Annotated in this window: 33 protein-coding genes; 16 read left to right on the top strand and 17 right to left on the bottom strand. The window is 65.1% G+C overall.

Annotated elements, in window-relative coordinates:
• Positions 1 to 2 precede the first annotated feature (2 nt).
• The 16 genes from ACN6PJ_RS27495 to ACN6PJ_RS27570 all read right to left on the bottom strand — a co-directional run bounded on the left by ACN6PJ_RS27495 (position 3) and on the right by ACN6PJ_RS27570 (position 13,575).
• Entirely contained in the window at positions 3 to 1,481 is a 1,479-nt protein-coding gene (locus ACN6PJ_RS27495) for a hypothetical protein (RefSeq protein WP_427998941.1), read from the bottom strand.
• Between the two features lie 6 nt (positions 1,482 to 1,487).
• A complete protein-coding gene (locus ACN6PJ_RS27500) occupies positions 1,488 to 1,868 on the bottom strand; it encodes a hypothetical protein (RefSeq protein ID WP_427998942.1) in 381 nt (126 codons plus the stop codon).
• A 54-nt stretch (positions 1,869 to 1,922) separates the two neighbouring features.
• Positions 1,923 to 2,969 carry a phage major capsid protein gene (locus ACN6PJ_RS27505; protein WP_116791450.1) on the bottom strand — a complete coding sequence of 349 codons (1,047 nt, stop codon included), beginning with the start codon at positions 2,967 to 2,969 and terminating at the stop codon, positions 1,923 to 1,925.
• A gap of 323 nt (positions 2,970 to 3,292) precedes the next feature.
• Positions 3,293 to 4,366 (bottom strand): hypothetical protein, encoded by a 1,074-nt coding sequence (locus ACN6PJ_RS27510; protein ID WP_427998943.1) that lies wholly within the window; start codon positions 4,364 to 4,366, stop codon positions 3,293 to 3,295.
• Positions 4,367 to 4,374: 8 nt separating this feature from the next.
• Complete coding sequence (locus ACN6PJ_RS27515; RefSeq protein WP_427998944.1) at positions 4,375 to 6,444, bottom strand: hypothetical protein; 2,070 nt, start codon at positions 6,442 to 6,444, stop codon at positions 4,375 to 4,377.
• Positions 6,441 to 7,868 (bottom strand): terminase large subunit domain-containing protein, encoded by a 1,428-nt coding sequence (locus tag ACN6PJ_RS27520; RefSeq protein ID WP_427998945.1) that lies wholly within the window; start codon positions 7,866 to 7,868, stop codon positions 6,441 to 6,443. Before ACN6PJ_RS27520 ends, ACN6PJ_RS27515 begins: the two co-directional genes overlap by 4 nt.
• Positions 7,865 to 8,593, bottom strand: coding sequence for a terminase small subunit (locus ACN6PJ_RS27525; protein ID WP_427998946.1), 729 nt, complete (start codon positions 8,591 to 8,593; stop codon positions 7,865 to 7,867). Before ACN6PJ_RS27525 ends, ACN6PJ_RS27520 begins: the two co-directional genes overlap by 4 nt.
• Positions 8,568 to 8,840 carry a hypothetical protein gene (locus ACN6PJ_RS27530; protein WP_427998947.1) on the bottom strand — a complete coding sequence of 91 codons (273 nt, stop codon included), beginning with the start codon at positions 8,838 to 8,840 and terminating at the stop codon, positions 8,568 to 8,570. The genes ACN6PJ_RS27525 and ACN6PJ_RS27530 overlap by 26 nt, the downstream gene beginning before the upstream one ends.
• Positions 8,841 to 8,842: 2 nt before the next feature.
• The gene (locus ACN6PJ_RS27535; RefSeq protein WP_427998948.1) at positions 8,843 to 9,364 is read right to left on the bottom strand and encodes a hypothetical protein; all 522 of its coding nucleotides are present in this window, start codon (positions 9,362 to 9,364) and stop codon (positions 8,843 to 8,845) included.
• Positions 9,361 to 9,933 carry a RusA family crossover junction endodeoxyribonuclease gene (locus ACN6PJ_RS27540; protein WP_427998949.1) on the bottom strand — a complete coding sequence of 191 codons (573 nt, stop codon included), beginning with the start codon at positions 9,931 to 9,933 and terminating at the stop codon, positions 9,361 to 9,363. The genes ACN6PJ_RS27535 and ACN6PJ_RS27540 overlap by 4 nt, the downstream gene beginning before the upstream one ends.
• Positions 9,930 to 10,142: a hypothetical protein gene (locus ACN6PJ_RS27545; protein WP_427998950.1), complete on the bottom strand. Its 213-nt coding sequence runs from the start codon at positions 10,140 to 10,142 to the stop codon at positions 9,930 to 9,932. The genes ACN6PJ_RS27540 and ACN6PJ_RS27545 overlap by 4 nt, the downstream gene beginning before the upstream one ends.
• Positions 10,142 to 11,494 (bottom strand): replicative DNA helicase, encoded by a 1,353-nt coding sequence (locus ACN6PJ_RS27550; RefSeq protein ID WP_427998951.1) that lies wholly within the window; start codon positions 11,492 to 11,494, stop codon positions 10,142 to 10,144. Before ACN6PJ_RS27550 ends, ACN6PJ_RS27545 begins: the two co-directional genes overlap by 1 nt.
• Positions 11,491 to 12,456, bottom strand: a complete 966-nt coding sequence (locus ACN6PJ_RS27555) for a hypothetical protein (RefSeq protein ID WP_427998952.1) — start codon at positions 12,454 to 12,456, stop codon at positions 11,491 to 11,493. Before ACN6PJ_RS27555 ends, ACN6PJ_RS27550 begins: the two co-directional genes overlap by 4 nt.
• The gene (locus ACN6PJ_RS27560) at positions 12,453 to 12,836 is read right to left on the bottom strand and encodes an HNH endonuclease (RefSeq protein ID WP_421600938.1); all 384 of its coding nucleotides are present in this window, start codon (positions 12,834 to 12,836) and stop codon (positions 12,453 to 12,455) included. Before ACN6PJ_RS27560 ends, ACN6PJ_RS27555 begins: the two co-directional genes overlap by 4 nt.
• Positions 12,836 to 13,294: a recombination protein NinB gene (locus ACN6PJ_RS27565; protein WP_427998953.1), complete on the bottom strand. Its 459-nt coding sequence runs from the start codon at positions 13,292 to 13,294 to the stop codon at positions 12,836 to 12,838. The genes ACN6PJ_RS27560 and ACN6PJ_RS27565 overlap by 1 nt, the downstream gene beginning before the upstream one ends.
• Positions 13,295 to 13,296: 2 nt before the next feature.
• Positions 13,297 to 13,575 carry a DNA-binding protein gene (locus tag ACN6PJ_RS27570; protein WP_427998969.1) on the bottom strand — a complete coding sequence of 93 codons (279 nt, stop codon included), beginning with the start codon at positions 13,573 to 13,575 and terminating at the stop codon, positions 13,297 to 13,299.
• Between the two features lie 95 nt (positions 13,576 to 13,670).
• On the opposite strand from ACN6PJ_RS27570, the gene ACN6PJ_RS27575 reads away from it, so the two are divergent.
• Positions 13,671 to 13,844 carry a hypothetical protein gene (locus tag ACN6PJ_RS27575; RefSeq protein ID WP_427998954.1) on the top strand — a complete coding sequence of 58 codons (174 nt, stop codon included), beginning with the start codon at positions 13,671 to 13,673 and terminating at the stop codon, positions 13,842 to 13,844.
• Positions 13,845 to 13,914: 70 nt separating this feature from the next.
• Positions 13,915 to 14,283 (top strand): hypothetical protein, encoded by a 369-nt coding sequence (locus tag ACN6PJ_RS27580; protein ID WP_427998955.1) that lies wholly within the window; start codon positions 13,915 to 13,917, stop codon positions 14,281 to 14,283.
• 155 nt (positions 14,284 to 14,438) lie between these two features.
• Here the strand turns inward: ACN6PJ_RS27580 and ACN6PJ_RS27585 are convergent, their stop codons facing one another.
• The gene (locus tag ACN6PJ_RS27585) at positions 14,439 to 14,648 is read right to left on the bottom strand and encodes a helix-turn-helix domain-containing protein (RefSeq protein WP_427998956.1); all 210 of its coding nucleotides are present in this window, start codon (positions 14,646 to 14,648) and stop codon (positions 14,439 to 14,441) included.
• Between the two features lie 85 nt (positions 14,649 to 14,733).
• Between ACN6PJ_RS27585 and ACN6PJ_RS27590 the strand changes: the two genes are divergently transcribed.
• The 14 genes from ACN6PJ_RS27590 to ACN6PJ_RS27655 form a co-directional block, all read left to right on the top strand.
• Entirely contained in the window at positions 14,734 to 15,069 is a 336-nt protein-coding gene (locus ACN6PJ_RS27590) for a helix-turn-helix domain-containing protein (RefSeq protein ID WP_427998957.1), read from the top strand.
• Positions 15,070 to 15,207: 138 nt separating this feature from the next.
• The gene (locus ACN6PJ_RS27595) at positions 15,208 to 15,405 is read left to right on the top strand and encodes a hypothetical protein (RefSeq protein WP_343499680.1); all 198 of its coding nucleotides are present in this window, start codon (positions 15,208 to 15,210) and stop codon (positions 15,403 to 15,405) included.
• Positions 15,406 to 15,443: 38 nt separating this feature from the next.
• The gene (locus ACN6PJ_RS27600) at positions 15,444 to 15,710 is read left to right on the top strand and encodes a hypothetical protein (RefSeq protein WP_427998958.1); all 267 of its coding nucleotides are present in this window, start codon (positions 15,444 to 15,446) and stop codon (positions 15,708 to 15,710) included.
• 1 nt (position 15,711) lies between these two features.
• Positions 15,712 to 16,080 carry a hypothetical protein gene (locus tag ACN6PJ_RS27605; protein ID WP_427998959.1) on the top strand — a complete coding sequence of 123 codons (369 nt, stop codon included), beginning with the start codon at positions 15,712 to 15,714 and terminating at the stop codon, positions 16,078 to 16,080.
• 150 nt (positions 16,081 to 16,230) lie between these two features.
• Positions 16,231 to 16,461, top strand: coding sequence for a hypothetical protein (locus tag ACN6PJ_RS27610; RefSeq protein WP_427998960.1), 231 nt, complete (start codon positions 16,231 to 16,233; stop codon positions 16,459 to 16,461).
• Positions 16,458 to 16,625 (top strand): hypothetical protein, encoded by a 168-nt coding sequence (locus ACN6PJ_RS27615; RefSeq protein WP_427998961.1) that lies wholly within the window; start codon positions 16,458 to 16,460, stop codon positions 16,623 to 16,625. Before ACN6PJ_RS27610 ends, ACN6PJ_RS27615 begins: the two co-directional genes overlap by 4 nt.
• 2 nt (positions 16,626 to 16,627) lie before the next feature.
• Positions 16,628 to 17,662, top strand: a complete 1,035-nt coding sequence (locus ACN6PJ_RS27620) for a recombinase RecT (RefSeq protein WP_427998962.1) — start codon at positions 16,628 to 16,630, stop codon at positions 17,660 to 17,662.
• Entirely contained in the window at positions 17,659 to 18,429 is a 771-nt protein-coding gene (locus ACN6PJ_RS27625; RefSeq protein ID WP_427998963.1) for a lambda exonuclease family protein, read from the top strand. The genes ACN6PJ_RS27620 and ACN6PJ_RS27625 overlap by 4 nt, the downstream gene beginning before the upstream one ends.
• Before the next feature lie 36 nt (positions 18,430 to 18,465).
• A complete protein-coding gene (locus ACN6PJ_RS27630) occupies positions 18,466 to 18,999 on the top strand; it encodes a hypothetical protein (RefSeq protein ID WP_427998964.1) in 534 nt (177 codons plus the stop codon).
• A gap of 79 nt (positions 19,000 to 19,078) precedes the next feature.
• On the top strand, positions 19,079 to 19,498 hold the full coding sequence (locus ACN6PJ_RS27635; RefSeq protein ID WP_241061307.1) for a hypothetical protein: 420 nt from the start codon (positions 19,079 to 19,081) through the stop codon (positions 19,496 to 19,498).
• A gap of 1 nt (position 19,499) precedes the next feature.
• A complete protein-coding gene (locus ACN6PJ_RS27640) occupies positions 19,500 to 20,105 on the top strand; it encodes a hypothetical protein (RefSeq protein ID WP_427998965.1) in 606 nt (201 codons plus the stop codon).
• Positions 20,105 to 20,356, top strand: coding sequence for a hypothetical protein (locus ACN6PJ_RS27645; RefSeq protein ID WP_427998966.1), 252 nt, complete (start codon positions 20,105 to 20,107; stop codon positions 20,354 to 20,356). The genes ACN6PJ_RS27640 and ACN6PJ_RS27645 overlap by 1 nt, the downstream gene beginning before the upstream one ends.
• Entirely contained in the window at positions 20,353 to 20,523 is a 171-nt protein-coding gene (locus ACN6PJ_RS27650) for a hypothetical protein (protein WP_427998967.1), read from the top strand. The genes ACN6PJ_RS27645 and ACN6PJ_RS27650 overlap by 4 nt, the downstream gene beginning before the upstream one ends.
• 4 nt (positions 20,524 to 20,527) lie before the next feature.
• On the top strand, positions 20,528 to 20,735 hold a 208-nt coding region (locus tag ACN6PJ_RS27655; RefSeq protein ID WP_427998968.1), incomplete at its 3' end, for a hypothetical protein.

The raw sequence follows: 20,735 nt of genomic DNA on the forward strand, positions 1-20,735 counted from the left end.
CTCTAATCCTCGAAGGGGTCGACATAGCCGATTGCAGCCAGGGCCAGAAAGCCGGTCTGGGCGACGTTGCTGCGGATGGCGATTTGGCCGGAAGTGTTGGTCAGCACATACTTCGCATTTGCGTGGGTGTACGTGGTGGAGGCGATGACGTCATAAAAGCCATTGTTTCCGGTTTGCCACGCCATCCCCGGTGTGTAGACCGAGACCGCAGTACTGGATCCCACCGGCTGCGCCGACAACCCCAGGTATGCCCTCGCCGCCATACCGCTCGGCACTGGAACGGAGAGAAGCTGATCCGCCCCAGTGACGTTCAGCCCGTTGGCGATATCAAATCGCGTCTGCCACAGGCACTCCGCGCCCGATTGGAAAAATGCGCGAATATCAGCCGCTGCCGTGGTCAGAACCGACCAAACACGCCGATATGCCGACCATCCCGCCGGGCGATTTGCCGCAGTCAGGGAAGTGTCAAAACCCGCGTCGATTAACCCATCGCTGTCTCGGCGGATAACGAAGAAGTGATACCAAGTGTTCGGTGCCTTCGCGCCTGAGAACAGACCGTTCTGGTTGTTCCCCGCCGTCCAGGCCCCTGACGCCTGCAACAATTTGGATATAGGAGCCGCGAGCCGCATATCGACCGCGTTTATACTGTCGCGCCACGCGCCGGCCCCAACTGTCGCTGCGGTGGTGGTCGCAGAAACCTTCCCGCCGCTCCTGTGCAGCGGTGGGAGAACCTGGACGGCCGCCAACGCCTGGGCGGCGTAGTATTTGGCCGAATATTCCCCACCCGCCACAGGGCCGCTGGTCTTGGTCGCCCAGTCCTGAGCCAGCGTTGCGCTGCCGGCAGCCGCCGTTGCGCTTCCTGTCGCGGATGTTGCTGCGGCCTGAGCATCGTTCCTGGCGGTAGTCGCGGTTGCCGCCGCGCCCGTCGCGGTCGTCGCGCTGCCCGCCGCCCCAGTCGCCGATGTGGCGGCTGCCGTCGCCGACGAGGCTGCCGCCGCCTCCGAACTGGACGCACTCGCCTCGCTACTGGCCGCGGCGGTGGCGGAACTCTGCGCCGCAGTGGCCGAAGTCGCTGCGGCCGATTGGCTCCCACTGGCGGATGCGGCGCTCACTTGAGCGCTAGCCGCGGCCGTTTGAGCATCCGCTTTCGCGGCCGAGGCCGTGGACGCGTCTGCATTTGCCGCGGCCGCCGCGTTCGTCGCCTCCACTGCAGCCTGCTGGGCCTCCAGCACGCTGTCATTGATGTTGCCCGAGAACTCGGCATACAGCTCGTCCTTGAGGGACTGGGCCAGCGAGTCCTTGCTCACGATGCCATCGCGCAGCCCGCCGTCGTCCCGCTGGATCAGGGCCAGATTGGCCCGGATTCCATTCACCGATGCCGAAACGGCATCCAGTTCCGTGTTAATGGCCTGGTTGTCGGTCTGGTCCGGGTAGTCGGCGCCGAAATCCTTGGTCCGGTTGTAGGCTGGGGGCTGCGCCATGGCCGCTTACTCCTGCGGCGCGCCGTCGCCGGCGGCCGGGGCAGCAGCACCCGATCGGCCGCCGCGCCCGGCCTTACCGTCGCCGGCGGCCTGGGCAGCCTTGGAGTCCGCCGCGGCCTTCTTCAGCGCTTCCAGCAGCCGTCCGCTTTCCTCGTCGCCGAACACCTTTTCGACGAGTTCGGGGCCGTACTTCGCCACCAGCCGGTTCTGCTCGATGTTGGGGTCGATGTCGCGCTGGGCGACGACTTCGGCTCCCGTGACGTTCTCCTTGCCGTAGATGCTGCGGAGCAGGCCAGCCTCGTGCAGGGCGACGGTGGTTTGCGTCGTGGTCTGGGCGTCGCGGCGCACCAAGACCGCGATGACATTGATTTTCAGGGTTTCGGACATGGTTTCCTCTGCGAAATGGCCCGGGCGGCCATGCGATGGCCGCCCGGTGGCCGGTTAGGCGATCGCGAAGACCGCGTGAGCGTTGCGGCGGGCCGTGGACAGCACCACGCGCAGCTTGACCATCAGGTACAGGGCCAGGATGTCGTGCGGGCGCGTCGGCTGCACGATGTCCATGCCGTCGTTGCGATAGGTCAGATGGCGGGTGTTGATCATGTAGCAGCGCTTTTCCCAGGGAACCGTGGGCGTATCCAGCGCGTCCAGCTCGCTGAAGGTCGGGTCCCACAGGATCTCGGCGCCCTTGAAGTACAGCCCGGTGCTGACGCCCGTGCCCACGCCCACATCCACCTTCTTGGCGCTACCCGATTCGGCGTTGTTGGTGATGGTCAGCTCCTTGCGGTAGGCGTCGATGAAATCGCTGCCGGCCAGGTAAAAGTCTGGCGTGCCGCCGTTACGGATGCACGCGCGATGACCGCCTTCCATGGCCTCGGCCAGGTTGCCCTTCGTGGCCGTGCTGATACCCGTCTGGGCGAAGTTCCGCCAGTAGGTCTGCGTGGCCGCATCGATGCCGCCCACAGTGCCGACCGCCGGCGTGGTAGAAATCAGCGCGTCCAGGCCGGGAACGGCGTCGGCCGAACTGGTGCCGTCGCGGTGCAGGTCGATGTCCAGCTTTTCTTCGAAGCCGAGGCGCAGGGAGGTGTTCTGCTCGTTCAGCAGGTTCACCAGCTGGACCTTCTCGTTCTGCTCCAGCTTGTAGGCGCCGCGGTCGCCTTCGCGGACCTCGATGCCGTTGCCGTACAGGCGGTCATAGTCCAGATACAGCGCGTCCACGCAGCGCTTCCAGGGGAAGGCGGCCGGCTCGGTGGTGTTGCGCTTGTTGAAGACCACCGGCGCCTCGCCGTAGGCCCAGCCGAAATTCGAGCCATAGCCCTTGCGGACGTTTTCGACGACGTTCAAGCGGGCGCCCAGGAAGCGCTTTTGCTTGGCCATGAGGCGTTTGAGCAGCGGGTGCTCGGTACCGATGTTGTCGACCGGTTCGTTTCGCAGATACTCGTCCAGGGAGACCTTGGACAGTTCCGCCAGATCAGCGGGAGAAATGGGCATTTGTCGCTCCAAGAATGAAAGTTGCAAAAAGCCAACTTCCACACCGGCCCAGGACGCCAAACTGGTATTCCTGCCCTCTCCTGCCGCGCGCGATTCTCGGCTTACTGCGTCTTGAAGGGACTGGTGGCGCTACCGGACGCGACCCCGGCGATACAGCGACAAATTCGGTATGAGGGTGTTGCAGGAGACGGGCCCGACCGGGCTGGTTGCGCGTGCCAGCTAACGCGATTCCGGCCGGGCCGTCTTGCCCCACAGCACCCATGGCACTGCCAGTATGCGATCTACCGGCTTTGGTCAAGGATTTTTGTCGTTTCCGTCTTCTGTCACAGCCCCATGTTGTCGATCAGGCTCATGATCCGCTCTTCCGGCTGCTGGGAAGCGGCGGTCACCGGCCGGCCGAGCGATGCCGCACGACTACTGATCGGCGCCGGGCCCGTACGCCGCGGCTGGGCCACCTGCACGTTGTCGTAGAGCATTCGAATGGCGTTCGGCCACTGGTGCGGCTGGTAGGTGGTCGCGAATTCCTGCAGCTTGCGCGGATCAGAGAAATACGTCTCCAGCGCCTTCATGCGAGCCGGGTGGTCAATCTCGTGCGCCCGGGTCTGGACATAGCTCTCCAGCGACTGCTGCGCCTTGGCGACGGCCTGATGAAACTGCGCAGTCTCCAATTCGGTCTGCTGGACCTGTTGGCGCTGCGCCTGGATGGCCTGCTGCTCGCGACGCATCCTCGCCACCTCGAGCGCCGTCTCGCGCGGCATGGCCAGGTTCTGCACCTGCTGCGCCAGATCGGGGAAGTCCGACAGCGCGTCAACGCCCGGCGCGTCCTGGCCAAGCTTCCGATACAGATCGGCCCGCGTCTGCTCCAGCATCTGGGCGGCCTGCTGCAGGTCGCGAGGGTCGTTGGAGTTGGCCAGGCGCGAGAATTCGATGTGCTGGCTGAACGTCTCGGCCGTCATGCCGGCGGCGTGCACCAACTCGCGCACGGCCGCCACCTCGCCCTCGGCCTCCTTGCGCGCCTCGATGATCTGCTGCACGCGCGCGCGGCCGCGCTCGGATTTGATGCCCGCGAGCAGTTCCGCGTCTTCTTGGTCGGGAGATGGCGGCGCCGCAGGCTTGGCCGTGGCGGCCGGGGCTGCGCTCGCCGCGAGTGCCGGCGGTTGGATCGGCGCGGCTCCGGGCGTCGCCGGTGCGGCGTCGGTCGCGACGAAACGGCCGAGCGTGTCTCGCTGACGCTGTTGTTGCTCGGCCTCGCCGCCTGCGCTGAGCGAATCCAGCAGCGCTTCGGTGGCCGATCCTACGACCTCGCCGTCCTGGCCGTCGCCGCCCGGCGCGGGCGTGCCCCCGGTGTCCGGGGTTTCCAGGTCCTGTCCTTGGTTGTCGAGTTCTTCGGGGTCCATATGCTCTCCTACTGGGCTACTGCGGGGATTGCGGGCGCCTGGCCGGGCGCGCCGGGGATAGCGCCACCCTGTTGGATGGCGGCCATGGGATCGTCGGCCGGCTGCTGGCCACCGGGGGCAACGGCCCCCAGCATGCCGGGCGAGGCCTGAGGCGGAGCGGCCGGAGCGGCGGGCGCGCTCGGCTTCGGCAGGAACTGATCCACATCGATCCGGTCGTCGAACCGCTTGAGCGTCTCCCGCAGGAGCGCCTCCAGGGGCGAGTAGTCGATCCCTTGCGCGGCGCACTGCATGATCTGCGTGATCAGTTGCTGCACGACGGGGAACGCCCTGGTCCAGATCTCCTGCGACTGGGCCTTGTCAGGCGCGCCCGTCGTGCCTGGAATGATGTTGATCTCGACCATGTCGAAGATCTGATCCCGGTTCAGCTGCGGCCAGTCGTAGGCCGGCTTCACCACAGGCATGGGCACGCCCGTCATCGGATCGATCGTTTCCTCGACATCGTTGGGTCCGGTGTAGCGTTCGACCTGCGCTGGCGTCAGCTCCTGCAGAAGGATCTGGGCGGCATATTCGTCCACTTCCAGCAGCAAGTCCTCCAGCTTGTCGCGGAACTCCGCGGTGCGGCCAGACAGCGACTGTTGCATGATGCTGGCCTCGGTCGCCGTCTTGGGCTGGACGATCGTTGACCGCGCCGCATCCTGAAGGCCTGTCACCTGCTCCCAATCGAACCGGATAGGCGCCGTGTCATAGTCGGCAGGGTTCACCGGGATCGACTGCTTGGGCATGATCACCTGATTGAGCGCCCGGTCACCGGCGTCCACCAGCGTTATCTCGCCCAGCACGGAATCTTTGAAGCGTGTCACATTCCTCTGGTCGATCGATTCCCGGTCGCCGATCCACCCCGGCTTGTTGATCTCGCGGTGGGCTGCGAACTTGTCCCGGGTCTCGTTGTGTTCGTTCTGGAGCTTCTCGGTCAGGTCGACCAGGCACGGCGCCACGAACTGGCCAGGCAACACCGCGTATGGCAGGATGAAGTAGGGATACCAGCGCTGCCCCACAGCCTCCACTGCGTAGGATTCACGGCAGAAGAACTCGCAGCCGTCCGCCATGGTGTGCACCAGCTGGGTGCGCTTGTCCCAGATCTCCAGGATGCAGATGGTTTCCTCGTCACCTCCGGGCGCCGCCTGGCCCACACCGCCGAAGATTCCGGCCGGCTGCACAGCCTCCGGCTTGTCGTCGCCCATCGTGCCGCGCGCGCCTTTGAAAGCCTTGGCGCTTTTCAGGTCCACCTTGTACAGCGCCTCCGCGGCGCCACGTTGCATAGGGATGGCCTGGGCCAACCAGTTGGCGTTCTCGTAGTCGTCGAACTCGACCACGTCCGGGTCGATGATCATGTTGTCGAACAGCACACGATCGATGACCAAGCCTTCCGCTGCAACGATCTCGGTTTTCGACTCCAGGCCGCGGATAGTATCCTCCAGTTCGCGCCGTTTCAGCTCGGCCTCGCTACGGTTGTCGGGATCTTCCAGCTGCTGGATAAGCCCCTCGAGCTGCACCAGGTTGTCCTGCGCGTCGTTCATCCGGTCTCGGATGATGGGGTCGGTGCGGATGTCGCGTTGATACGTCACCTTCACGACGCCGAAATACTCGGTCAGAGCGCTGAGCACCGACATTTTCATCCGGCTCTTGAGCTTCGCTCGGCGCATCTGCTTGGACAGGATCGTCTCGAGCGTCTCGCAGAACAGGCGCACGTCGCCATTCCGCCAGGCCCCCGTGACCGATACATCCGGGTTGCGGGCGTAGATGTTCGGCAGCGTCGCCTGTGCTGTCGAGAAGATCAGATTCGCCCGAGGATCGACGAACTCCTGGGTGCCAGGATCGCGCGCCCAGTTGAAGCCGGCCACCTTCTTCCGGTTGTGAGCGATTCGCTTGTTCACCTTCTCCCAGTGCTTGCGCGCGCGCGCGATAGCCTTGGCCCAGCTTTTGGCCAGCTCGTCGGATTCGGGTTTTTTCAGCTCGGCCGGCGCCTCGGCGGGGTCTCCTGCGGCGGCCGGCTGCGAGGTCAGTTCATCAGGGTTCATTGCACATGGATCCGGTGATTTCCGTGGGCATCAGTCTGCGTCTGTTCCTCCGGGTCGCGGGATTTTTGTCGATCTTGCTCATCCGGCGCGCGACGGATCGGGCCCGTTGCATACATGGTCTCGTCCCAGGCGTGATCCTCCATCGAGGTATCCACGTCTTCCAGGCGGTTCTGGTCTGGCATGAGCAGCGGAACGGTGCGGATCCAGTGCCGGCAGGAGTCGAACACCTTCAGCCGGTCCGCCATCAGCAGGTCGACAATGCGCTGTGCGCCGTTGATCCGTGAGCCGCCGCCCTTCGCAGCTTCCCGCCAGAGGACACCACCCTGCCTGAACGCGCGGGCAATGCTCTCGGTGCCCTGCTCGCTGAAGATGGCTGAGTCAGCGATGTTGTGGCGGTAGTCGTACCCGAGCCGCTCATCGTGCGTCTCGATTTCCTTGATGCGCCTGGCCACGGCGGCGGCTTCCTCGCGGCTGCCCACGTTGGCCTTGCCGCCGTAGCCGTACAACTCGCGCCAGCGGTAGAAAACGCCATCGTTCGACAGCGCCCACCAGCCCACGCTGTAGGGCTTGGCGAAGCCCCAGTCCATCGCCTTCCACACCTTCCAGGTGTGCGGGATGGCGAAAGGCTTGATGATGTGGCGGTCGGGATCGAACACGCCTTCCAGGAAGGACCCCGCCACCGCGTCCCAGTCCCCTTTTTCGAATGCACGCACCACGGCGGCCGAGCCCAGGCCGCGCAGGCGCGCGCGGTAGGTCGGATCGTCCTGGGCCATGGTCGGGTTGTCCTCCAGCAGCGCCGGCACGTACTGCCGCAGCATGCCGCCCTCTTCGTCCGGCGTGCGCCAGATCTCCATAGGCTCGTGGGCGCCGTCTTTGCCTAGGCCCCAGGCCGCCTTGACCCAGCCGTGGCCGACGTTGCCGGGGTTGGACCCGGCCAAGACCCGCGGGAAGCAGCCGCGATACTCCGCCGGCAGATCCACGGATGTCATCCGCACCCGCGTGCGCAGGAAGCGGTAGATGGTGTCGGTGAAGGTGGTCAGCTCGTCCATCAGCAGGACGTGAATTTCGGCGCCCAGGTACTTGAACCGGTCCTTTTCATGCTGGCAGTGGCAGAGGTAGATCTTGGAGCCGTTCCAGAACCGGATTTCAGAGTCGATGATCTGGACGCGCCCGGTAAGCACCCATGGCGCCAGCATCGCGCGAAAGCCCCGGCTCCCCTCGATGTGGTTCTTGATCAGGTCGTCCAGCGTCCTGCGGAACAGGTAGACCTGCAGTCCGGGGATCATCGAGCACCAGATGATGGCCAGGGCGCGCATCACGAAGGACTTGCCGCCGCCGGCCGCGCCGCCGAACAGGATTTCCGTTGCCACGCTCTGCAGCAGCAGGCCCTGCTTCGGGTGCAGGTGGATGTCGAGCGCGCTCATTTTCCGATCGTCACGTTCAGGACGGCCGGGCCGGTGTTGGCCGGCAGCTTCTCGCCCTTGGTGGTGTGGTCGACCTTGTCGTGCAGCATGCCGGCGTGGCGCATCACCAGCTCGGTGGCGCGGCCCAGGTCGAACGTCTTGATGCGCAGGCCTTCGCGCGTCTGCTCGACGCCGTCGAAGATCGCCGCCTGCTCGGGGGTCAGGTTGCGCGTGTCCTGGACGAACGTCTCGCCGATTCCCTCGCCGAAGCACTCCGGGCAATCAGGGTGCGGGTCGCGGAGCTTGTGGTAGCCGATACCGCCCTGCGGGTCGAACCGCCCGGGGTTGGGCTTCTTCTTGTCGGCCTTGTGGGCGGCCAGCTTCACCCGGTGCTCGGCGCGGTCGCGCTCCATTTCCCCTGCGGTGCGCTGGTATCGGTGGGCCTCGCCGTGGCAGTACCGGCAGCAGATCCGGCGGTACTGGGTCAGCCCGTTGCGGTCAGTGTGCACCGCCGCCAGCAGCTTGCGCAGGATTGCATCCTGGTCGACCTCTACCCGAGCGGCGCGCGCGGCCTTCGCGGCGGTGATCGCTTCGGCGACGGCAGGCTTACCCAGCAGCTCGTAAGCGATCTCCTTGGCCGTCCTGGCGCTGTACCCCGCCCGCTTGGCGGCGGCCGCGCCGTTCAGGTCGATGAGGTACTCGTCGATGAAGCGCTGAACCTTAGGGGTGAGCGGAGATTTGGCCATATGCTGCGTGATCCTCGAAAGGGAATTCCAATTGCGGGCCGGCGCTCGCCGGCTTGAGAAGGCTGGGCATCAGGGAGACGGTGGCGCGGTCGCGGCCGCCGCGGTCCAGGTAGCGGACCAGACAGCGCTCGTGGGCGTCCTCCTTGGATTCGGCGCCCTTGTGCGCGACGACGACGCCCAGCCGGCCGGTAGGCGTCAGAACGCGCATACCGACGGGGAAAGCATCGACGTCGAGCAGGCGGTCCATGGTCAGGCCTCGCCCAGGGTGAGCAGGCGCGTCTGCGCCAGGCCGGCGCGCTCCATGGCGAAGCGCATGGCCGGCGGAATGGTCAGCGCGCGCGGCGCCACCTTGGTGCCTGGCACGACGGTGACCGGCCCGGCGTAGGGCTGCTCGGGCTCGGTGGCCTGCGGCGCGTAGGGTGCGAAGTGGGCGGCGACGTGGCCGGCCACCGACGCTTTCAGCCAGCGGTTGTATGCCTCCCAATGCGTCTCGCCGCGGCGCTCAAGGCCCCCGCCGGCGCACAGCCACAGGCCCAGCTCGACCTTGCGCAGGCGCGACCGGATGCGCTCGGCTGGCTTCTCCCGCTTGGCAGGTGCTTTGGTGCGCGGCCTGGCCGGGATCTCGCCGGCCTTCTCCCGGTGGCGGCGCACCAACTGCGCGATGCGCGTGGCCGTGACCTGATACTCCAGCGCCAGCGCGCCGGTGGCCTCGCCCGCCAGGCGCCGCCGGACGATTTCCGCGTTGCGCGCGGTCTGCTCGTGGGTGCTCATGCTTTGCGCTCCTGCGCCACGGCGCCAAAGAGGTCGGTCTGCGGCTGCTCGACGGCCAACGGCGTGACGACCGCCACCAGCCGCGCGCCGAACTCGTCCGGCTCGGCCCGGCGGGCGCTGATCTCGCGCACCCAGGCGTCATCCTGGAACACTACGTCCTTCAGGCTGTCCAGCACGACCTTCTGGGCGTTGTCCAGGTCCAGGCACTGCACGGTGTCATCCCAGGCCGCGCCGTCCTTGCGCATGCGCTTCTGCCAGTCCTGCGGCCGGTTCGGATACAGGGTGAACTCGACCCGCACCCGGCCAGCGATCGGCTTGCGCACGCCAGCCACCAGAGCCAGCTGCTGCACATAGGCCTTGTAGGCCTTGGCCTCGGTCGTGACGTAGGTGCTGGTGAATGCCGGCTTGCCCTTCGGCTTGACCGTGCGGCTGGCCCAGTAGCGGTTCGCGCTGATCGGGTACGGCAGGATCAGGCGAACAGACGGCGAAACGTGCGCGCGCGTGTAGCTGCCCGCCAGCGTGCCGGCCATCGGGTCGTAGGGGTCGGTGAGGTTGGGTGTGGTGTTCAAGCTTCGGCTCCTGCGCGGCGGTGCAGCACGTGGCGCATCTTGTCGGCGAACTCCTCGCACTGGGCGCGGGTGCCGACGATGACGGGGATGTAATCGGTCTTGGCGTTGCAGGCGAACGAGGCCTGATTCTTCTCCAGCGCGCTGGCGAGCGGCTGGATGTGGAACAGGCCCTGGCGCTGCGACCATTCGAGGGTGTGCAGGTGGTCCATCAGTCTCTCAAGCCTCCGGAATAGATCGGCTTTTGCGGGCGCCCGAACTCCCAGCCGGCGGCAAGGTTCTCGAACCGGCTTTCGTTGGCGATGAAGGAAAGGCCGACGCGCCCGGGGTGCCCCTGGCGGTTCAGGCCGACGTTGACTTCGCAGATGCCCCGGTCGGTGGTGGCCTCGTTGTAGACCTCGTCCCGATACAGGAAGAGCGCGGCGTCGCAGTCCTGCTCGATGGCGCCGGAGTCGCGCAGGTCGGACGCCATCGGGCGCTTGTTCGGCCGGGCCTCGACGTTGCGATTCAACTGCGACAGCACAATGATCCCGATGCCCATGGACATGGCCATGCCCTTCAAGCCGCGCGTGATCTGCTCGATTTGTGCGTTGCGGGTGTCACCGTCGCCGCGCATAAGCTGCAGGTAGTCGATCACCAGCAGGTCCAGGCCATGCTTGCGCTGCTGCGCGCGGGCCGCGGCGCGCACCTGCGCCAGGGTCATCTCGCCCTGGTTGTGCACGAAGAGGCCCAGGGCGGACAGCAGTTCACTCCCGACGGTGGCCCGGGCCCAGTCGTTGCCCTGCATCTTCTTGGCATCCACCAGGTGCGCCAGCGGCATCTTCCCCAGGGCGGCCACGTTGCGCGCGTGCAACTCCTTGCGGCCCATTTCCATCGACAGCACCAGTACCTTGTGCTGATCGGCCACGTTGCGCGCGATGTTCAGCGCCAGCGCCGTCTTGCCCATCTTCGGCCGGCCGGCCACCACGATGAGATTGCCCGGCCGGATGCCGCCGCCCATGTGTTCGTCCAGATCCGTGAAGCCCGTGGACATGGCCTGCTCCCCTTCCCCGCGGCTCCGGCGGTCCAGGTCGTCCAGGAACTCCTGCATGTCGTCGGCCACGTGCACCGGCTCGTCGCTCTGGCGCTCGGCCAGCATGTCCTGCAGCTCGCCCTGCGCGCGGTCGATGATGTCGATTACGGGCGTGGCCAGCTCCGTCGCGGCGGCCTGGGCCATCAGGTCGCCGAGCTGCGCCAACTGCCGGCGGCGGCTGCGCTCGATCACCACGTTCACGTAGTGCTCGACGTTCGCGCCGAAAAACGTGGTCAGCAGGCTGCTCAGGTAGGCCAGATCCGCGTGTTCCGGATCGTGCGCCATCAGGCGGTCGTACACGGCCAGGCTGTCGGGCTCGATGCCGCCCGCGACCAGCGCCTCGATCTGCTGGAAAATCGCCTGGTGGCGCGCGGCGTAGAAGTGCTCGGCGCGCAGCGGCCCGATGCGGTCGAAGTGGGTGGAGCTCGCCAGCAGGCAGCTCAGAAGTTGCTGCTCGGCTTCCAGGCCGGCCAAGGGATGCGGGGCGTTCATGCGGCCTCCCGGGTCTGCTGGGCCATCTGCGCCTGCAGGCCAACCGTCGTCAGCTCGTAGGCAATGCCGTCACCCTGCGGCTTGGCGTACCAGAGGCGGTAGAAGTTGCCCTCGACGAAGTTCTGGAAATGCCGGCGCCACAGCGCTTGCTGCTTGCGCTCACGCTTGCCGCCAGGCCCAAAGTCCCGTTTGAACTCGGCCCAAGCCAGGTTCACGAATTCCACCGGCAGCTTCGCCTCGGCGATGTAGTGCTGCAACGGCTCGTAGCCACCGATCGGGCGCTCGCCCGAGGTTCGGCAACGGTCCAGGAAGGTTTTCAGGGTCATGCGTTCGGACTTCACCCGAGCCTTTTTTTCGGTCAGGGTTCCGGGGCACCCCCCGGCCACGGGGGGTTGGGGGGGATTGGTTTTATCCTGTTCTTGTTCCTGCTCCTGTTCCTGCTCCTGATTACCGATAGTCTTACGGGAAGGCTTAGCAGAAGGCTTCGAGAAAGCCTTATCGAAAGACTTACCGTAAGCCTCTGAGACCGCATGAATGCTGGCTTTCAGCACTTCAAACGCCTCGCGTTTCAGGTCGCATTCGGGGATCAAATCCCAGGCTGCACCCCATGACGCAACCACGTTCGGCGACTCCGGCAGGTTGTAGGAAACGGCGTTGGGAATCCACACAACCTTGGCTTTCCAGTCAGCTTTCACCATGCCTTGGTCTAAGGCTTCCTGGAAGGCTTTGTCGAAGTCTTCCAGTTCCCAATCCAACTCTTCAGCCAGCGCAGCGCGACCGACGCGGAACAGACCAGGGATGTTGCTGGTGTGAGGCCCGGTCAGCAGGTAGAGCCATAGACCCTGGCCACACGGCGGCAGAGCGCTCAAAGCGTTGAACTTCTCATCACCCCACATGCGCACGGCAATCTTGCGATAGCGTCGTGACTGGGGCGTCTTCTCGGTGGTAGTTTCCTTGCTCATTTCGTTACCCCAGCAATGGCGGCCTTGTCTTCGCGCTGCTTGCGCTTATTGCATGTCTCGCAGAGAGCCTGGAAATTCGCGATGACGTTGCGGCCCCCCGCCCGAAGGGTCAGGACATGGTCAAGCACCAGCATGTCGCGGTTTCCGCTGCTCACGAACGTATTGGTGAACAGAGTGTCCCGGCCCGAATAGTCCGCAGGAACCTCAATCGCGCGCGCTTCGCACCGGACGCACGCGAATCCGTCCCGATGGAAAATGTGCGCGCGCAACGCGGCATGCGACGGATACTTGAATTTGAGACGTCTCTGGCTTTGAACCTCAGGCCAAATGCGGCCTTTGAAATCCGTCCAGGTCGGGACGATCTTGGCGTAGTCGCGCATCAGAGCGCCTCCACTTCAAGAAGGACGCCGCGCGCGGCAAAGTCATCGCGCACCGCATCGGCGTATTTGGTGAGCTGGCGCGTGCTCATCCGGGACGTGACCGGGAATACACGCATCGCCAGCAGCTTGCGTTCGTATGGCAGGCCCTTGATGGCGCCGTCGTAGGCCTGACGGAAATCGTCATCTTCGGCGCGCAGGATCGGCACGCCGTGGTGCAGCTTGCAGTAGCACTTCCAGCCCAGCGCGTCGTCTTCCGGCAGCGCGCGGGCAATCTCTTCGTACCAAGCATGCGAGAACGCGTTCTGGGCGGCGCTGCGGGGCTTCTTGCGCTCGCGGATGACCACTTCCAGCGGCTCGTCAGCATCCAGCGGCAGGTTGGCCAGGAACGTCTGCGCGGCGGCCTGCTGGCTCGCGCCGATCAGCAAGAAGGTGCGGGGGTTGTGCAGGCGCTGGCGCATGTCTACCTCGTTCCGCACTCGCCCATGCCGGCGCGCACGCAGTAGCACGCCGTGCCGACCTGGGCGCCGTAGGCGAGGAAGTCCAGGTACTTGCGGGAGGTGATCACCATGGCCAGGCACTCCACCGCCGCATCGATCTTGTCGATGGTCAGGCCCATCTGGCCCGACAGAAAGCGGCTCACCTGGGAATCGTCCCAGCCCAGCCTGTCGCGCACGTCGGCGCGCACGCTCGGATCGGTCAGCGCCTGACGAAAGGCGCGCTCCATGGAGGGCTTTTGCATCTGGAATTGCACCGGTGCAGGCGCGTTCATGTGGATACATCCTTGTTCAAAAAGAGCTGCGTGCGGTTCCACGCGGGGCCGCGCACACTGGCGGCATGAAAAAACTGACCGAAACCGAAAAGCTGCTGAACCACGCCCAGGACATCGCGCGCCGGACCTTCGTTGACCCGAGCGAGGCCGCGGTGATGGACCTGTTCCGTGAGCTGTGCAATGAGCGCGACCGCATGGCCTGGGCCACGGACGACCGCGTCGGCGTGGCTGTGCATTGAATGGGCGCCCTGCCCCTGCGGGCTATGCTTTCGGTTCTCACACACGAAACCCTTACGGGAGGGGCAAGGCATGGCCGTCGAATTCAAATTCAACCTGGTGGACGAATCGAACGTCGAAATGGAAGTGGGAGGCATCAAGGAAGTCCTCGTAGCCAGCGATCTAGAAAAACTGCAAGAAGCGCTAGCAGAAATCCGAGCAAGAATGTCGCCGCCGGTAGCCAACGACCCCAACCTCTTGGAACCAGTGACGACAGTGGTGAATCCTCGGTGGTTTGTCGCCGCCGATATGGGTGGCCAAGGCGTGATTCTTCAAATCCGAGACCAGGGCCGCGGCTGGCTTGCGTACCTAATACCAGCCGAGTGGTCCCAGAAAATGGCGGAACTGATCGCGACGAACACACCAACGGATCAGCCCCCGCCGCCTGGCTCACTAAACTGACCAGCCGCTGGTACGGGGCGTTCGTGCCACCGCCGCCACCGAAGTGGTGGCGTAACGGCGCATTCAGATCAGGATCACGCATGGCTCGGCTCCGACCGGATCCGCTCGGCCCGCGCCTGTAGATCCTCTGCAATGCGTTGAAGAATGGCGTCCATCTATGCAGCTCCTTGATCCGATTCCGCGAGCTCGGCTTTCGCCTTTTCGAGCGCAGCAACCAGACGTTCATGCGTGCTTGCGCGCACGTCTTTGCGCCTACCGGTCTCGATGTGCGAAATGGCGCCTTGCGACAAGTCGCATTCGGCGGCGATGGCGGCCTGAGATTTCCCAAGGCCGCGCAGTTCGGCAATGACGGTTCGTGTGTCCATAAGTGCCGATCCTAATACTTATGTATTTTTCCTGCAAGCAATTTATGAATACCCATGTATTAATTGACGCCAGCACAATCCATCCATGACGACAATCGGCGACCGTATACGCGACACCCGTAAAGCGCGGGAAATGACCCAGGGGGACTTGGCCAAGCGCATCGGCTTATCCCAGGGCACGATCGGCCATATCGAAGCCGGCCGCAATGATTCTTCACGCTACCTAGTTCAGATTGCTGCCGCCCTCGGCGTCCGGCCGGAATGGCTTGAAAGCGGCAAGGGCGAGGCAACCAGCGCCTGGCCCTTCCCTGGGATCACCCCTGAACAATATGCCGCGCTGCCGGAGGCCGACAGGGAAGACATCCTTGCCATGGTGAAGCTGAAAGTCTCTCGCGTGGAAGCGGAACGAAAGACCGGGTAGCCCGTCCCTGAAACCGCCCCGACAGCCTCGGGGCAAAAATTTAGCTGATAAAAATACTTTTGTATTGACCCAAGAAAAATACATCAGTATTATTTCTCCCAACGCCTCACCACCCGGTGAGCAATCAGGGAGAACAGCATGGGCAACCTCATCAAGATCCAGCACGACGGCAAGCCGTGGCACATCGCCTCGATTGGCGCTCGGCGCGACGGGAAGGCCTACTGCCATCTGATCAGCACCACCCTCGGCAAATGGCAGCGGAACGGCTTCTACCCGGCCCAAATGGCCGACTGGATCGCCGAATCGGCCATCGAAGCTGCCCAGGCCCGCTCCTAACCCCCACCCGCCCCGGGTGCCGGGGCAAGGAGACATCCATGCAACGCAAAGCTTTCCAGGTCGTGATGCGCCGAACCGAGACGCGCACGAGCGAGCAGATCATCACCGTCCACGCGGACACCAAAGAAGATGCGCTGGTGCTGGCGAAGTACGAAGAGCTGCCCAGCTATCTCTGGGATCACGTGGGCGATGCCAATGACGTAAAGATCACCTTCGTCAAGGAGGCGGACGACCCCGTCGCGCACTACGGCAACCTCGCGCAGGTCGTGCAGCAGCAAACCGCCGCCGGCGACGCAAGGAACTGACATGAACGCCCGCCAACATTTCGAGCAGCTGCGCGACGACCCGACCCGCACCGCGCCGCCCGGCTCTCTGCCGAACGAGTACGACGAAGACGCACCCACCGTGTCCCGCGCTTTTGCAGTCGCCGCGGTCCGCGCGTGCTTGTCCAACCAGACCGCCGGCGCCTTTGGCCTGTCGGCCCGCATCTGGGGCGAGAGCTTATTGAACGAGCTGGCCGACAACCAGGCCGGCGCCGCGCTGGTGATCCTCGCGGCGGCGTCCTGCCCGCGCATCCATGCGTTCCTGCAGGACAGGCTGGAAGCCCATATCGAAAAGACCGCCAACAACCTGCTGGCGGAAATGGACCTCGACGAGCTGGAGGCCTACCTGTGATCGTCTTCTTCCTGATCGGTGCGCTGTGCCTATATGACGCGATCGTCGAATGGCGGCGCAAATGATGGCCGCCGCCATCTGGGGCCTGTGCGCCCTTTACGCAATCGCATTGATCGGCGACGCCTTGATGGCGCGCCACCGGAGAAATACATGAACAAGATCAACGACGGCGGCCCGGCGTTCCCCGTGCAGTACGAAGGCAGCACGTGCCCCGACGCCATGGGCAAGACCCTGCGCGACGACTTTGCTGGCAAGGCCATGCAAGCGCAACTGACGGCGTTCTGGGCGATGGACACGCACCACGGCTGGTCGCACGACGAGATCGCACGGGAGGCCTATCGGATGGCCGACGCCATGCTGGCCGCGCGAGGTGCCCAATGATCCGCCGCCTCCTGCGCGCCCACGGCGACCTGCTGATCGGCACCGCCTCCCTGGCCGCCGGCATCCTCATGGCCTGCGTGCTGGGCCCGACGCTGGACAGCCAGTCCACCCCCTACCCCACCTGCGAAGGCTGCGGCAAGACCGCTGTGGCCGCCAAGGAATGAACGTGAGCAACAACCTCGAAATCATCACCAGCGACATATACAACACGCGGGCGAGCTTCACTGCAGCGCTGACGGACACCTCGATCAACTTCGATAGCGAGGCCGGCTTTGCCATTCAGGTAATCCAGCAAAGCGATTACCTGCTGAAGGCCGCCATGAACGACCGCCAGGCCGTGGTGAATGCCGTCAACAACATCGCAGCGATCGGCATCAGCCTGAACCCAGCCAAAAAGCAGGCCTATCTGGTGCCGCGCAAGGTACGAGGCAGTCTGCGCGTGTGCCTGGACGTCAGCTATATCGGCCTCATGGACCTGGCCGTGGCCACCGGCTCCATCCGCTGGGGCCAGGCCCGACTCGTGCACGAAAACGACGCCTTCGAAATGCGCGGCTTCGACCAGGAGCCGGAGCACCGCTACAACCCATTCTCCAAGAACCGTGGCCCGGTCGTCGGCGTCTATGTGGTTGTCAAGACTGCCGACGGCGACTACCTCACCGAGCCGATGAGCATCGACGAAGTCCACGAGATCCGCGACCGCTCGGAGGCCTGGAAGGCCTACAAGGCGGACAACACCAAGACCAATCCGTGGCTTACCGACCCGGGCGAGATGATCAAGAAGACGGTCGTCAAGCGCGCCTACAAATACTGGCCCAAGACGGAACGTCTGAACGAGGCAATCCACCATCTGAACACCGATGGCGGCGAGGGTGTTGCGCTGGCCTCCGGCGTGCCGGTGTTCGACCCCGACAAGCTGGCATATCTGATGCAGCAGGTACAGAACGCTGCCGACGCCGACGCTGTGGCTGCGGTTTGGAAGCGCGGCCTGGATGCAATCAAGGAAGCCAGCCAGAACGGCAAATACGACAAGCGCGCCTATGACGCTTTCAAGGACGCAGTGGCGGCGCGCGGCGCGGCACTGCGCGGCGAGGCCGTGCCCACCCATACGCCGCCGGACGATGGCAAGACCATCGACGAAGCGCCGGCCACCACCGCGCCGGAAGACGACGGCTTCGGCCGCGACTACAACAGGAGCGAATGATGCTAATCGTCAACTGCGAGCAGGGCAGCGAGGAATGGCATGCCGCGCGCGCCGGCGTGATCACCGCAAGCATGTTCTCGGTGGCCCGCAAGCGCGTCGGTGCGCTGGACGAGCGCCAGGCGCTGTACGTGGCCTACGTGAAGGCCGGCATGGACACCAAGGAGGCGGCGGCGAAGGCCGGCTACAAGACCGCGCCGCGCGCCGAGGGCGTCGAGCGTGCGCTGGCCGGCCTGCCGGTGGGCGACTTCTCCGACGAGGCCAAGAACTACGCCTTCCGCCTGGCGGTCGAGCGCATCGCCGGGCAGGCGCTGGACGAGGGCTACCAGAACTGGGCCATGCGCCGCGGGCACGAGCTGGAACCAGAGGCCCGTATGGAGCATGAGATGCAGACCGGCCTGCTGGTCGAGCGCGCCGGCTTCGTGCTGACCGATGACCGCATCTTCGGCGCCAGCGCCGACGGCCTGATCCAGGCCCAGGGCGGCAGCGAATACAAGTGTTTCCTGGCGCCGGACAAGCTGCGCGCCTTTCACATCGACAACGACCCCAGTGAGGTCATGGATCAGGTGCAGGGCTGCATGTGGATCACGGGCCGCACCTGGTGGCACCTGGGCCTGTACTGCCCCGCCTTGGCGTCGATTGGAAAGCAACTGTGGCTGCGCGAGTTCAAGCGCGACGACGACTACATAGACCGGCTGGTCGACGACCTGATGCCGTTCGCCGCGCTGGTCGACGAGTACGAAACCACCCTGCGGCGCAAAGCCGCCTGACCCTTTCCCCAACGTAGCACCCAAGGAGACTGACGAATGTTCAGCCTTGAAAGCCAGAAAGTTACGCTCGCACACCTGAATGTGCGCCCCGAGAACCACGGCGACGAGAAGGTCGGCGGCGCGGACCTGAAGATCGCCTTCACGGCCAGCAACGGCCACCTGGCCATGTTCCACCCGGTGCTGCGCGATGCGCTGTACCGCCGCGAAGAGACGCCGCCTGACCAGGAAGAGATCTTCGAAGGCAGCCCAGCCGACGCGCTGACCGTACGCAAGTTCGGCGACCTGATCGGCGCGCTGCGCCTGAAGCACGAACTCAAGGGTGCGCAGGTCGTGATCGGCTTCGGCCTGGGCGGCGCGTCGGACATCGACTTCGAAACCGCCGACGTCGACCACTTCAGCGTGGATCTGATGGAAGGCGGCAGCGCGCGCTACGGCTTCCGGGTGAAGTGCAACCCCACCGGCGAGCAGATAAAGCGCCTGTACGAGGTCCTGGGCGGCGAGGTGGACATCAGCGTCAAGCCCGCCGTCGAAAAGCAGGGCTCGCTGGGCCTGGGTGGCAACGACGACTGATCAACAGCCGGCCCGGCGGCGGGACTCCCTCCCCCATCCGACCGCCGCCGGTGCCCGGCCTCCATATACCGAGAAGACCATGACCCACGCCCGCAAGCCCCGCCGCAACAAGGCCCACCGGCCCATCGTGCCGCGCCTGCCCGTCATGGGCCCGCTGCGCGACGAGTTCGGCATGAGCCTGCACACGGCCTACTCCTGCCTGGCCAACGCTCCCACAGAGGATGCCTGGCACACGCTGGCGCGGGCGTTCAACCTGCTGCAGCTCACCCTGGAGCATGACGAGCGCCACGCCCACGAAGCGCGCCTGATCACCGGCGGCGCGGCCGCGCTCATCCAGGTCGAGAAGCGGGCTTGCCGCGGCGTGATCCTGCACGACTACGAGCTGGCGCCCATCCGCGTCGGCGTGAACACCATCGACGGCCTGCTGGGAAAGCTGGACGTCATCAAGCTGAACTACGCACGCATGCGCCTGAACGCCATGCAGACCCAAGGAGCCTGACATGACCGAATTCGAGATCAAGCACGGCCTTTCGCAGGACGAGCCCGGCCCGCTGGAGCCGGTGGAGATAGCCCAGCAGGACGACACGCTGGCGCGCACTGGCAACACCGCCCGCGACCAGGAGATGTACGCCGCCGGCATCCGGACTGGCGAAGAGAACGCCAAGCACAATGCGGCGATCCGCGCGGGCGCCCCTGGCGCATCCACGGTGGAGGAGAAGCCGGCGGCCTATCTCACGCTGGACGAGGACGGCTCGCCGTGCATGCTGTTCTTCGATGTGGTCGAAGCGCGCGCCTATTGCGAGGTCGGAGAAGAGCCGGAGGCGCTCTGGCGCCGCCCCGCTTCCGCTGCTGGCGATGCCCAGGATGCACTGCCGCCCCTGAACGCCGACCTCATCGAAATCTTAGGCCGCCCGAACTTCAGGTGTGGCGGTATCGCGGCAAGGCTGCGGGCAGACGGCCAGGACATCAAGCGCAAGTCCGAGCACGAGCAGGCGGCGACGATTCACTTCCTGCTGGGCCATTACCTGAAACATGGCACCAACTGGCGCGAAACAGCGGGGTCGGCCCTCGACGCCATTGCAGCCCAACGTAAGGGGGATGCGTGATGGAACTCAGCGAATACGAACGGAAGGTTCTCGCCGCGCTGGCAGGCCCGGGCGCGCTTCTGACCCGGGATGTGGCCGACAGGGTGCGTCCGCGCTTCGGCACCAGCCAGCACCAGCACAGCGGCGCCGTGCGGGCGTGGCTCCTGCACCTGGAGAAGCTGGGGCTGGTTCGCCGCCTGGATGCCGAGAAACCCGTCTGCTGGCAACTCGCCGTCCAGCAGAGCGGCCAAGGCGTGGGGAGCAAATCATGAAACCAGCAACCGCCGCAGCGGTAGCCGCTGCAACCTCTATCGCCTCCTACGCCACGGGGTATGCCTCTGCACACACCAACCATGATTTGGGCACGCCGTTTTTCATCGGCTCCATCCTCGCCGTGGTATTTGCCGGCCTCGCCTTCGCCGCCGCATATAAGGACTGATCCTATGACCCAACAAGACGACATCACCCAGCGCCTGCGCGACAACGCTGATCTGGACGAAGCTGAACACGGCAATGCCCGCGTGGTGCAGATGGAGCGCGAAGCCGCCGACGAGATCGAACGCCTGCGCACAGAGCTGTCCAAGCTGCGCGCCCCTGTAGCCGACGAGAGGGCGTCGGAACAGACTGCGCCGGGGCGTCAGTACCACATCC

Source organism: Achromobacter sp. (assembly GCF_050285585.1).
In the GTDB taxonomy this organism is placed as follows: Bacteria; Pseudomonadota; Gammaproteobacteria; order Burkholderiales; family Burkholderiaceae_B; genus Achromobacter.